Origin of the sequence: Bradyrhizobium sp. (assembly GCF_016213215.1) — a bacterium.
Taxonomy (GTDB): Bacteria; Pseudomonadota; Alphaproteobacteria; order Rhizobiales; family Xanthobacteraceae; genus Bradyrhizobium.
This window is the reverse complement of sequence record NZ_JACRAW010000071.1, coordinates 24,599-35,901: the sequence shown is the minus strand read 5'-3', so window position 1 is coordinate 35,901 and position 11,303 is coordinate 24,599. Positions and strand designations below refer to the sequence as shown.

The 11,303-nt window shown below is 63.7% G+C and carries 10 protein-coding genes and 1 pseudogene; 4 read left to right on the top strand and 7 right to left on the bottom strand.

Annotated elements, in window-relative coordinates:
* Positions 1 to 148: pseudogene (locus HY852_RS12765) on the top strand (YggS family pyridoxal phosphate-dependent enzyme); the annotation flags it as partial.
* A 77-nt stretch (positions 149 to 225) separates the two neighbouring features.
* On the opposite strand, the gene HY852_RS12760 reads toward HY852_RS12765, so the two are convergent.
* Positions 226 to 1,011 (bottom strand): fumarylacetoacetate hydrolase family protein, encoded by a 786-nt coding sequence (locus tag HY852_RS12760; RefSeq protein ID WP_291605066.1) that lies wholly within the window; start codon positions 1,009 to 1,011, stop codon positions 226 to 228.
* 10 nt (positions 1,012 to 1,021) lie between these two features.
* Positions 1,022 to 1,591 (bottom strand): L,D-transpeptidase family protein, encoded by a 570-nt coding sequence (locus HY852_RS12755; protein ID WP_291605068.1) that lies wholly within the window; start codon positions 1,589 to 1,591, stop codon positions 1,022 to 1,024.
* A gap of 196 nt (positions 1,592 to 1,787) precedes the next feature.
* Here HY852_RS12755 and HY852_RS12750 point away from each other — a divergent pair, with 196 nt between their 5' ends.
* Positions 1,788 to 2,474, top strand: a complete 687-nt coding sequence (locus HY852_RS12750) for a response regulator transcription factor (protein WP_291605065.1) — start codon at positions 1,788 to 1,790, stop codon at positions 2,472 to 2,474.
* A 56-nt stretch (positions 2,475 to 2,530) separates the two neighbouring features.
* Positions 2,531 to 2,974 carry a cyclic nucleotide-binding domain-containing protein gene (locus tag HY852_RS12745; protein ID WP_291605064.1) on the top strand — a complete coding sequence of 148 codons (444 nt, stop codon included), beginning with the start codon at positions 2,531 to 2,533 and terminating at the stop codon, positions 2,972 to 2,974.
* 36 nt (positions 2,975 to 3,010) lie between these two features.
* Here the strand turns inward: HY852_RS12745 and HY852_RS12740 are convergent, their stop codons facing one another.
* The 4 genes from HY852_RS12740 to HY852_RS12725 all read right to left on the bottom strand — a co-directional run bounded on the left by HY852_RS12740 (position 3,011) and on the right by HY852_RS12725 (position 8,563).
* The gene (locus tag HY852_RS12740) at positions 3,011 to 3,826 is read right to left on the bottom strand and encodes an exodeoxyribonuclease III (RefSeq protein WP_291605063.1); all 816 of its coding nucleotides are present in this window, start codon (positions 3,824 to 3,826) and stop codon (positions 3,011 to 3,013) included.
* 128 nt (positions 3,827 to 3,954) lie between these two features.
* A complete protein-coding gene (locus HY852_RS12735) occupies positions 3,955 to 4,767 on the bottom strand; it encodes an outer membrane lipoprotein carrier protein LolA (RefSeq protein WP_291605062.1) in 813 nt (270 codons plus the stop codon).
* A gap of 121 nt (positions 4,768 to 4,888) precedes the next feature.
* The gene (locus tag HY852_RS12730; RefSeq protein WP_291605061.1) at positions 4,889 to 7,339 is read right to left on the bottom strand and encodes a DNA translocase FtsK; all 2,451 of its coding nucleotides are present in this window, start codon (positions 7,337 to 7,339) and stop codon (positions 4,889 to 4,891) included.
* 9 nt (positions 7,340 to 7,348) lie between these two features.
* A complete protein-coding gene (locus HY852_RS12725; RefSeq protein ID WP_291605060.1) occupies positions 7,349 to 8,563 on the bottom strand; it encodes an aminotransferase class I/II-fold pyridoxal phosphate-dependent enzyme in 1,215 nt (404 codons plus the stop codon).
* A 316-nt stretch (positions 8,564 to 8,879) separates the two neighbouring features.
* Between HY852_RS12725 and HY852_RS12720 the strand changes: the two genes are divergently transcribed.
* Positions 8,880 to 9,665, top strand: coding sequence for a GGDEF domain-containing protein (locus tag HY852_RS12720; RefSeq protein ID WP_291605059.1), 786 nt, complete (start codon positions 8,880 to 8,882; stop codon positions 9,663 to 9,665).
* A 181-nt stretch (positions 9,666 to 9,846) separates the two neighbouring features.
* Here HY852_RS12720 and HY852_RS12715 read toward each other — a convergent pair whose 3' ends face one another.
* Positions 9,847 to 11,289 carry an ammonium transporter gene (locus HY852_RS12715; RefSeq protein WP_291605058.1) on the bottom strand — a complete coding sequence of 481 codons (1,443 nt, stop codon included), beginning with the start codon at positions 11,287 to 11,289 and terminating at the stop codon, positions 9,847 to 9,849.
* Positions 11,290 to 11,303 lie beyond the last annotated feature (14 nt).

The window sequence follows — 11,303 nt, the reverse complement described above, 5'->3', positions numbered from 1 at the left end:
GGCGCCGCATTTCGCGCTGACCGCGAAGATCGCCGCGCGCAACGGCTTGAAGAACCTCTCGATGGGCATGAGCGCGGATTTCGCCACCGCCATTCAGCTCGGCGCCACGCATGTGCGCGTGGGCTCGGCGATCTTCGGGCACCGCTGACTGACCGAAAGAGCCGGGCGGGACGATTCGACTGCATGGCGCTCTCTGCGCGCCTTCGCCACATCGGCAGAACCGCGCTATTCGAACCCCACCGACACCGCTCCGAGCATGCCGAAATCGGCACCAAGAAAGTCGCCCGACTGGATGGGCAGAGGCGGATGGCAAGTACCGGTCGTCACGACCTCTCCCGTCCTCAGCGTGATACCAAGTCCGCGCAATTCGTTGGCAAGCCAGGCCAGCGCGACACGCGGATCGCCGAGCACGTTCCTGCCATGGCCGACATGGCGTTTGCGGCGCAACGTCATCACCGGCCGCTCCTCGATCAGATCGAGCGCCCGCCAATTCGCGCTTGCCGGCGCGCCCAGCACGAACAGGTGCGCGCAGGCATTGTCGGCAATCAGTTGGTGCTCGCCGGCGCTGACGAAATCGACAAAACGCGAGTCCGGGATTTCGATCGCGGGATGCAAGGTCTCGACGGCGGCGAGTACCTCGGCCACCCCATACGGTATCGACCGCGGCGGCAGATCTCGACCCATGCGGAAAGCGAATTCGGGCTCGGCGACGCGCATCTCGTTTCCCTTCATCGACGCGGTGCCGCCGTCGGCAATGACGGTGTCGGACAGGATCCGTCCGGCCATGGGTCCAGCAACGTTGATATGCTTCTGCCCGGCCTCGCTGGTCGCCGCGATCTTCCAGCCGAATAGTGTGCTGCTGGAACAGGTTTCGATCGCCGCCTGAATGGCGTAGCCCTCGGCGCGGTCGCGGGGCCGCAGCGGCGCATCCAGATTCTCGAGCTTGGTGCCGGCGCGCCAATGACCGTACAGAATGCGCGAGGCGGCCCTTATCTGGTTGTTGTCGAGCATTCGTCTCTTCTCACCCGATTACGATCCTGCTGCGCGGCGACAGCCTTTGCAGCAGGTGCAACATCGCCTGCTTCGTCATTGAGACGCAACCTGCGGTCGGGCCGAAGTTTTCCCGTGCCAGATGGAGAAAGACGGCGCTGCCCCGGCCGGCAATCCGCGGGCGCGTATTGTGGTCGATCTCAATGATGAAGTCGTAGAGATGGTCCTCGCGTCGCAGCCGATCGCCGGCGGTGGCCTGCTTGAGCCGAATCGGCTGATTGTAGTGACGGTCGTTCGGGTCTTCGCACCAGGCGTCTTCGGCGGTAATCGCGCGCACCGGCAGGAAGGTTCGCGGCCGGCGGTGACGGTCGGCCCGCCACCACAATCGTCGCGGCCGGAAGATGCCCTTCGGAGTGCCTCCATCTCCCTCGCGCTTATTCACCCGAATACCGCCCCGCCCCAGCGCAACCGGAATCGCCAGGGGACCCGCGGTCAGCCAGCCCCGGCGAGGGTTACCTGCCGCAGGTCTCACACGGACCAAAGAGAGGGACGGCAGCCGGCGAGCGATTATGTAAGTCCTTGATATAGATTGTCTTTTCATGCGAATCGGCGGATAGGGGTTCATTACAGGACATTCATCAAAATGCCCCGGAGTTCTGGAGTAAATTGATCATGGCTTGTGAATCGGTAACGGCCCACTACCTCAAGACGAATACTAAGAACAGCCGACCCCAAACTTTTCTTATCGCGGCTGAGCGTGCCTTTGGCGCATCGGCCGGCCCCAGAAGGATGTACCTATGGCCAATGCCCGCAAGATCCTGATCGTGGATGACGACACTGATCTGCGCGATACGTTGGTGGAGCAATTGTCGCTGCACGAAGAATTCGAAGCTTCCGGCGTCGATACCGGTGCCAAGGGCGCCAGCGCCGCAAAGGCCAATTCCCCCGACCTCGTGCTGATGGATGTCGGCCTGCCCGATACCGACGGGCGCGAGGTCGTCCGCTCCCTGCGCAAGGGCGGGTTTAAAGCTCCGATTATCATGCTGACTGGGCACGATACCGACTCCGACACGATCCTGGGGCTGGAATCGGGCGCCAATGACTATGTTGCAAAGCCCTTCCGCTTTGCGGTTCTGCTGGCGCGAATCCGGGCACAGCTCCGCCAGCATGAGGCCAGTGAGGACGCGGTATTCTCGGTCGGCCCCTACAGCTTCCGTCCCGGTTCCAAGATGCTTACCGCCGCCAACGCCAGGAAGGTGAGGCTGACGGAGAAGGAGACCGCCATTCTGCGTTTTCTCTACCGCGCCGGCCAGATGCCGGTCTCCCGCGAGACGCTGCTGCAGGAAGTGTGGGGCTACAATTCCGGCGTCACCACCCATACGCTGGAAACCCACATCTATCGGTTGCGGCAGAAGATCGAAAAGGACGCGGCCAATCCCGAGATCCTGGTCACGGAAGCCGGTGGCTACAAGCTGGTGCCGTGATACGCTTCGGGACTTGCGAATCGCCCAAATCCGCGTGTCTCGATCGTCGGTAGTCAATGTCGATTGATGATGATGTAGCGCTCCTGGAGCGTGTCCCAACCCTGCACTTGTTGGGGAACGACGCGTTGCGCATGCTGGCGATCGGCTCGGAGCAGCGAAACCTTGCCCGCGGCGACCTCCTGTTCAGGCAGGGGGAGGACGCGGATGCAGGATTCGTCGTGCAGCGCGGGGCGTTTCGCGTCGAGGACCACGCTGGTGCCGAGATGATTGCAGGCCCCGGAGCGCTGATCGGTGAGCTCGCGCTGGTCGTGCCGATGAAGCGGCCATCTACCGCGATCGCCCTTGAACAGTCCGCCGTGATCCGTGTCGCCCGCAGCCTGTTCCAGCGCGTGCTGGAAAGCGATCCCGCTGCCGCGCGCCGGCTGCGTGACGAGTTTGCCGTCCGCTCGAGCCAGATCGCCAGTGACATCCTGATCGCCGGCGGGAAGCTGAGCACCTGACAAGCCGATCCCGGCAATCGCCGGCGAGCGGGGCGATCAGGCCTCCAGCGTCACCGTTACCGGCACATGGTCCGACGGACGTTGCCAGGAGCGGGCTGCGCGCAGGACGGTGAAATCGCTGACCGCATCCTTGAGCGCGCGCGACACCCAGATGTGGTCGAGTCGCCGCCCGCGATCACCGACGGTCCAGTCGGCGGCGCGATAGCTCCACCAGGTATAGATCTTCTCGGACAGCGGAATGCGGTCGCGCGCAACGTCGATCCACTCGCCCGCAGCCTGGGCGGCAAGCAGCTTCTCGCATTCGATCGGCGTGTGCGAGACAACCTTGAGCAATTGCTTGTGCGACCAGACGTCGTTCTCATGCGGGGCAACGTTGAGATCGCCGACCAGGATGTGGCGATCCTCGCCGCGCGGATGCAAGGGCTCGCACGCCTTCAGCTCGTCGAGAAAGCGTAACTTGTGCTCGAATTTCGGGTTGAGTTCGGGATCGGGAATGTCGCCGCCGGCGGGCACGTAGAAATTGTGCAGCACGAGCGGCTTTGTCAGCCGCGACTTGTCGCCGAACTCAACCGAGATGTGACGCGAATCCACCTTGTCGCAGAAGGTGCGGACGTCGGTGGCTTCGAACGGCAGCTTCGAAACGATGGCTACGCCGTGATAGCCCTTTTGCCCGTTGAGCGCGACGTGCTCGTAGCCGAGCCGCCTGAAGCGCTTCAGCGGGAAGGCGTCGTCGATGCACTTGGTTTCCTGCAGACACAATATGTCTGGTCGCGCGCTCTTGAGAAACTTTGCGACGAGGTCGATGCGCAACCGCACCGAGTTAATGTTCCAGGTTGTCAGGGAAAGACGCATTGGAAATGCGTCTTAACACGGATCATGCGGCTGTCGATCCGGACACCGCCGGACCTGGCCGGCCATCCACGCTATTCCTGCACAAATGACGAGCCGTCGTGCTTGCCGCGGCCTGCGGCGACTCCCGATCAACCCGGCGGCGGGCCGTAATTGGTGAAGTCGATCTTGAACAGGCTGGGATCGACCTTCTTGGTGGAATCCAGATTGTAGACAGCGACGGTCGTGTCATAGCCCTGCGGGTCGGTCACGGTCCATTGCTTCAGCTGGCCGTCCTTGGCACCGACCATCAGCATCAGGCGGCTGGTTCCGATCAGGGCCTGCTTCTCCTCGATGACGACGGTGATGTAGAGATCGTCGGCCGTCACGTGGACTACGTTCGTGTCCTTCATCAGGTCGATGCGGTCGGACAGCAAGAATCGCAGCGGTGTCTGCGACAGCGGATAGACGTCCTGGGTCGCCAGCTTCCGATCGCGCACCACCAGCGAGGATCCGTCGGCGATGATGTCGATCGGGACCGGCGGGTCGTATTCAAAGCGCACCTTGCCCGGCTTCTGGATATAGAAATCGCCCTTGGTCTTGCTGCCGTCAGGGCCGACCTGGACGAAGTTCCCAACCAGCGTCTGGAGGGAGGACAAGTACGCGCTCACCCTCGCGGCCTGCGCCTTCTGGTTGGCATCGAAACTCTGGAAGATGTTGGTAGGCACGTTGCGGCGCGGATCGGGAATGACCGGATTCGGCGGCGCGGTCCGCGTGGTGCCGGTTGTTGCCGGTGCCTTCTGCCCGTCGGATGCGCTCATCTGCATACCGTCGCGCCCCTTCGGCGCGGGCTTCGGAATTGGAACGGTCTGCGCGGAGGAGGTCGCCGCGGCCGCAGCCATCGACGCCACGAGCAGCGCAAGCACCGCGAGGCGCGCGCTGCGCGCCGCGAATGAGGTAGCCATTCTCATCTTCAGAATTGTCGTCACGCGTGGTCCTGTCTGGCTAGGCGCCCTTTTACAGTGGTTTCGGCCAAAAGCAGAGATCGTTTTTTCGTGAAGGTGATCCCGGTCGGGGACAAGAGCCTCACATGTGGCTGTCTTCTTCCTCGATCAGGATCTCGCGCTTACCGGCGTGGTTGGCCTGTCCGACGATGCCTTCGAGCTCCATGCGTTCCATCAGCGAGGCGGCGCGGTTATAGCCGATCTGCAGCCGCCGTTGAATGTAGCTTGTGGAGGCCTTGCGGTCGCGTTTGACGATCGCCACGGCCTGTGAGTAGAGATCGCCGCCGCCATCCGAGCCCATGCCGGTCGCGTCGAATACCGCACCATCCTCGGCGCTCGGCTCTTCGGCGGTGACGGCCTCGAGATATTCGGGCTGGCCCTGCGTCTTCAGGTGCCGCACCACCTTCTCGACCTCTTCGTCGGAGACAAACGGTCCGTGCACGCGACTGATGCGCCCGCCGCCCGCCATATAGAGCATGTCGCCCTGGCCAAGCAGCTGCTCGGCCCCCATCTCGCCGAGAATCGTCCGGCTGTCGATCTTGGAGGTGACCTGGAACGAGATGCGGGTCGGGAAGTTCGCCTTGATCGTGCCGGTGATGACGTCGACTGACGGACGCTGAGTCGCGAGTATTACGTGCAGGCCCGCGGCGCGCGCCATCTGCGCAAGACGCTGCACCGCGCCTTCGATGTCCTTGCCGGCGACCATCATCAGGTCGGCCATTTCATCGACGATGATGACGATGAAGGGCAGCGGCTCGAGCTCGAGCTTTTCTTCCTCATAGATCGGCTTGCCGGTCTCCTTGTCGAAACCGGTGTGCACGGTGCGCGTGAGCTCTTCGTCCTTGGATTTCGCCTCGGCGATGCGGACGTTGTAGCCGTCGATATTGCGGACGCCGAGCTTGGCCATTTTCTTGTAGCGCTCTTCCATCTCGCGCACCGCCCATTTCAGCGCGACGACGGCCTTCTTGGGGTCGGTCACGACGGGCGTGAGCAGATGGGGGATGCCGTCGTAGACGGAAAGCTCGAGCATCTTCGGATCGACCATGATTAATCGGCATTGGTCGGGCCGCAGCCGATAGACCAGGCTGAGGATCATGGTGTTGATCGCGACCGATTTGCCGGAGCCGGTGGTGCCGGCGATCAGAAGATGGGGCATGCGGGCGAGATCGACGATGACCGAGTCGCCGCCGATGTTCTTGCCGAGGCAGAGCGGCAGCTTTGCCATCGTTTCGATGGCGTCCTTCGATGTCAGCAGCTCGCGCAGGTAAACCTTCTCGCGATGGGCGTTGGGCAGTTCGATGCCGATCGCGTTGCGGCCGGGGACAACGGCAACGCGTGCGGACAGCGCACTCATCGAGCGCGCGATGTCGTCGGAGAGACCGATGACCCGCGAGGACTTGATGCCGGGAGCGGGCTCCAGCTCGTAAAGCGTGACGACCGGTCCGGGATGGGCTTTGACGATTTCGCCGCGAACGCCGAAATCCTGCAGCACGCCTTCCAGCGCGCGGGAATTGGCCTCCAGCTCACTCTTCGTGAGCGGCTGGCGGTCGGCGGCTTTGGGCGCCGCGAGCATCGACACCGAGGGCATTTCGAACTTGTCGGAGGATTTGCGCACCGGGCGCGAGGCGGCCTTCTTGCGCGGAGCCCGCGCAGCCGGCGCGTCTTCCTCCTCCTCCTCCGCGTCCTCCTCTTCTTCCTCGACGTCTTCGTCTTCATGCGGCGCCAGCGACGCAGTCCCGCGCCGCACGAGACTCGGCTCCTGGCGTTCAAAGGCGGAACGGCGCGGCGGCGGTGCGCTCGAGACGAGCGACCGGTAGGCCGCAGTCAACAGCCAGCCCAGGCGCGCCTTGGCGCTCATCACGGCATGGAACAGCCAGCCCAGAGAGACCGAGCCGCGATCGCCGTCTTCCTCCGGGGACGCGTCCTCCTCTTCCGCATCGAGCTCTTCTTCGGCCTGGCGTGAGCCCAGTCCGCCGGCGAACAGGAAGCTGGCAGCCATGGCTACGAACAGGAGGGTGCCGAGGACGAATCGATAGAGCACGCCGGGCGGTCCGAACACCACCGCCGGCGTCCGCACCAGCGCATCACCGACGACGCCGCCAAGTCCGGTGGGCAGCGGCCAGGTGCCGCCATGGGGCCAGCAACTTGCAAAGCCCGCTGCGATCACCGTGCACAAGATCCAGGAGCCGAGTCGCAGTGCCTCGCGGTCGAAGGGACGATGGGTGAGCATGCGCCAGCCCCAAACCGCGACCGGGAGAATCAGCATGATCGCGCCGAGGCCGAGAATTTGCATCGACAGGTCGGCGCCGATCGCGCCGGGATAACCGAGTATGTTGCGGATCGGCCGCGAAGTCGCGTGGCTGAGGCTTGGATCCTGCACTGACCACGTCATCAGCGCGGCCGCGCCGGCACCCGCCAGGGCAATCAGGCCGAGGCCGCCGAGCTCGCGCAGGCGCCGCGCCAACGCCTCGCGGATGGAGGTCGGCAGGTGGCCGACCAGAGGAATGACACGCTCGATCGTCGACATGCTCATGGCGTGCGACTAGCCCAAAGTTTCGACCAGGCGATGCAGGGCCTGCGCGGTGGTTTCGCCGTCCTGCACGAGTGCAAGGCGGATATAGCCCTTGCCCGGATTGAAGCCATCCGGCTGCGGTCGCGCCAGATAGCTGCCCGGAACCACGCGTACGCCGGCTTCGCTATAGAGTTTCACCGTTGCGGCTTCGTCACCGCCATGCCGCGACACGTCGAGCCAGACGCAGAAGCCACCGGCCGGCCTGCGATAGCCGTAGCGGTTTCCGAGAATCTGGTCCGCCAGATCGAACTTGATGCGGTAGAGCCTGCGATTCTCCTCGACATGGGTCTCATCGCCGTAGGCGGCCACCGCCACGTGCTGCAGCGGCACCGGCACCTGCGGCGCGGCCACGTTGCGCAGCTCATGAAACATGCTCAGGAACTTGCTGTCGCCGGCGGCAAAGCCCACCCGCATACCTGGCAGGTTCGAGCGCTTCGACAGCGACTGGAACGCAACGACATTCGCAAAATCCGGGCCGGCGCATTCGAGCGCGCTGCCGGGCGCATCCCTGGTGTAGATTTCCGAGTAGCACTCATCGCTCAGAATCACGAAACCAAAGCGGTCGGCGAGCTGCTTCAACCGCGAAAAGTAGTCACGCGAAGCGACCGCTCCCTGCGGATTGGCAGGGGAGGCGATGTAGATCGCCACCGTTCGCGCGAGCGTCGCCTCATCGAGCGAGTCGAGATCGGGCAAGAATCCGTTTTCGAGAGTGGTCGGAAGACAGATGGTCTCGCAGCCGGCGGTACGGGCGCCGACGCCATAGACGGGGTAGAACGGGTTCGGCACCAGGATGGCAGGCGCACCGCGGCGCTCGCCGACGTAGCGGGTCGCGGTCAGCGCGGCGAAGAACAGGCCTTCGCGGCTGCCGTTGAGCACCAGGATTTCGGTCTCGGGATCGATTGGGCGGGGCAGGCTGAATCGCCTGCACAGCCAGTTGGCTGCCGCCTTTCGGAACGGCTCGATGCCCTTGGCAATCGGATACCGGCCGAATTCGGCGATATGCTGGGCCAGGACCGGGCCGACAAAGGACGGAACCGGATGCTGCGGCTCGCCCAACGAAAGCGTTATCAGTGGTTTACCGGGCTGGTACGGCGCCAGCAGCTCTGCCAGCCGGGCGAATGGCGATCGCTCGTTTTCAAAGCTTCCACCGCTCTGCGGCGCACGGGATGAAGCGGTCATAGCCATACGTAAAGCGCCAGTACTCTTGGAACTGCCGATCGCATGGAAGACCGGCCGGAAAGCGGATCAGGCCAACCATAGATAGGGCGAGGTTAAGACGCGATTAACCATCGGTCGGCGCTGCCGTCCAGACCGGATAATTTGCTGAAAACAACGAGATGACAGTCCAATCGCGACGAAACTGGCCCTTTCCGGGGCCGGGTTCCAGTTGGCGCATATTCTACCGGTTTTGTCGAAGCTTAACGCTTTTCGTAAACTCTGCCTGGCCTTTGGCACTTCGTAATGACTGTCAATGCTGAGTCGCGTCACCAAAGGGCCACTCATGAGCATCCAGATCAGCACGCATGGCGACGTGCTTCGCCATACCGCCAGGCGCGTTGCAACAGCCGTGGGCCTTACCCTCCTCATGGCAGGGTCGATGCTGCTCCTGCATTTCGGGCCCGATTTCGATGCAACGGTTCGGGTCGGCCATATGGACGTTTTCAGCCTGGTGATTGCCGCAGCAATCTCTGCGGCGCTCACCGCTTTCCTCAGCTACCGGTCGGCGCTCTTGATGCGGGAACTAACGCTGACGCGTGCGGAGCTGTCGCGCATCTCGCAAACCGACGAGCTGACGGGACTACTCAACCGGCGTGGTTTCGACGACGCGGGTGCCTCGGCCCTGAAGGCGGCGCGTGCCATGGGTGAGCCGGCGACCCTGTTCATGTTCGACATCGATCATTTCAAGTCCATCAACGACAGGTCGGGGCATGAGGCCGGGGACAAGGTGCTGGTGGAAATGGCCGACGTGCTGCGTCGGTTCGCGGCCAAGAATGGCGCGCTCGTTTCGCGCTATGGCGGCGAGGAGTTCGCAGCGCTGATGACCGGAATAAGCCGCGACCAAGCCGAGCGGTATGCGGAGGAAATCCGCGCCACCTGCGCGGCGCGAGAGGTCGCGATCGGTGCCGCGGTGGAACGTGTGACGATCAGCATCGGCTTCACCGTCTCGGCCGGCGGCGTCGAGCTCGCGGAATTGATGCGAATTGCCGACCATGCGCTCTATGCCGCGAAACGCCGCGGCCGCGATCGCGTGGTGCAGGCGGACGACCGCTCACCTGTCGCCGCCTGATCGCGTGCACGTACTCCAAGCCAGTTACCCCGGGCGGCCTGGTGCATCTCTTCCTGGGCTGCGAGCAAAAAGAAAGGGGCTCCAACTTGCGCTGGAGCCCCTCAACGGTCGGGGCATTGCCGGGTATGTGCCCAGACCGTAGTTCTGGGCGCGATCCTTGGGGATCGCGCCCCGGGAGGAATCACATGTTGTAGGCGCGCTCCGTGTGCTCGGTGATATCGAGGCCTTCGCGTTCGGTCTCGACATTGGCACGCAGCCCGACGATCACGTCGACGACCTTGAAGATGATTGCCGAACCGACACCCGACCACACCAGCGTGGTGCAGACGCCCCAGAGCTGGGCAACCATCTGCGTCGCGAAGTCGTAGTCGGCGATCTTGCCGGCGGCGTAGTCCATGACGCCGGTGCCGCCGAGCGCCGGGTTCACCAGGATGCCGGTGGCGAGTGCGCCGAGGATGCCGCCGATGCAGTGCACGCCGAACACGTCGAGCGAGTCGTCGTAGCCCAGCGCGTTCTTCACGACCGTGCAGAAGAACAGGCAGACCGCACCAGCAACCAACCCGAGCACAATTGCGCCCATCGGGCCGGCGTAGCCGCACGCCGGGGTGACCGCCACGAGACCCGCGACGGCGCCGGACAGCGCGCCGAGCAGCGAGGGATGACCCTTCACGGTCCACTCAACGAACATCCAGGACAACGCCGCCGCCGCGGTCGCGACGAAGGAGTTGGTCATGGCGAGAGCAGCGCCGCCCGAAGCTTCGAGGTTCGAGCCGGCGTTGAAGCCGAACCAGCCGACCCAGAGCAGCGAGGCGCCGATCATGGTCATGGTCAGCGAGTGGGGAGCCATCAGCTCCTTGCCGTAGCCGGTGCGCTTGCCGATCAGGAGAGCGCCGACAAGCCCGGCGATGCCCGCGTTGATGTGCACGACGGTGCCGCCCGCGAAGTCGATCGCGCCCTTCTTGAAGATCCAGCCTGCGTCGGCATTGATCTCGTCAAGCTTCGCCTGCGCTGCCGTCTTCGCGGCGCCGTCAGCCGCGGCGGCAAGCGCCTTGGCCGCATCCGTGATCACGTCCGGACCAGCCCAGTACCAGACCATGTGCGCGATTGGGAAATAGATCAGTGTGACCCAGAGAGGAATGAACAGCGCAACAGCCGAGAACTTCATGCGCTCGGCGAAAGCACCGACGATCAGCGCGGGCGTGATCGCCGCGAAGGTCATCTGGAAGCACATGTAGACGAGCTCGGAGATGTTGGCGTCCACGCTGAACGTCGCCGCCTTCGAGTCGGTCGTCACACCCGAGAGGAAGGCCTTGGAGAAGCCGCCGATGAAATCGGAGCCGCCGGTGAAGGCGAGGCTGTAGCCGAAGAGAGCCCAGATGACGACGACGATGCAGACGCTGTAGAAGACCTGGGCCAGCACCGAGAGCATGTTTTTCGAGCGGACGAGGCCGCCGTAGAACAGCGCGAGGCCCGGAATGGTCATCAACAGCACAAAGACCGTCGACGACATCATCCAGGCGTTGTCGCCCTTGTTGACGGTTGGTTCGGCATAGGCAGCGGTCGCGGCGAGCATGCCGACTGCGAGGGCCGCCAATCCCGCGCCATAGGGACGCTTGAACGTCATTTGTCTTACTCCTG

Excerpts from the sequence above, each read along its gene's own strand:
- HY852_RS12760 (WP_291605066.1), bottom strand. The coding sequence starts at position 1,011 with ATGCTCGACAACAACCAGATAAGGGCCGCCTCGCGCATTCTGTACGGT.
- HY852_RS12755 (WP_291605068.1), bottom strand. The coding sequence starts at position 1,591 with ATGAAAAGACAATCTATATCAAGGACTTACATAATCGCTCGCCGGCTG.
- HY852_RS12750 (WP_291605065.1), top strand. The coding sequence starts at position 1,788 with ATGGCCAATGCCCGCAAGATCCTGATCGTGGATGACGACACTGATCTG.
- HY852_RS12745 (WP_291605064.1), top strand. The coding sequence starts at position 2,531 with ATGTCGATTGATGATGATGTAGCGCTCCTGGAGCGTGTCCCAACCCTG.
- HY852_RS12740 (WP_291605063.1), bottom strand. The coding sequence starts at position 3,826 with ATGCGTCTTTCCCTGACAACCTGGAACATTAACTCGGTGCGGTTGCGC.
- HY852_RS12735 (WP_291605062.1), bottom strand. The coding sequence starts at position 4,767 with ATGGCTACCTCATTCGCGGCGCGCAGCGCGCGCCTCGCGGTGCTTGCG.
- HY852_RS12730 (WP_291605061.1), bottom strand. The coding sequence starts at position 7,339 with ATGAGCATGTCGACGATCGAGCGTGTCATTCCTCTGGTCGGCCACCTG.
- HY852_RS12725 (WP_291605060.1), bottom strand. The coding sequence starts at position 8,563 with ATGGCTATGACCGCTTCATCCCGTGCGCCGCAGAGCGGTGGAAGCTTT.
- HY852_RS12720 (WP_291605059.1), top strand. The coding sequence starts at position 8,880 with ATGAGCATCCAGATCAGCACGCATGGCGACGTGCTTCGCCATACCGCC.
- HY852_RS12715 (WP_291605058.1), bottom strand. The coding sequence starts at position 11,289 with ATGACGTTCAAGCGTCCCTATGGCGCGGGATTGGCGGCCCTCGCAGTC.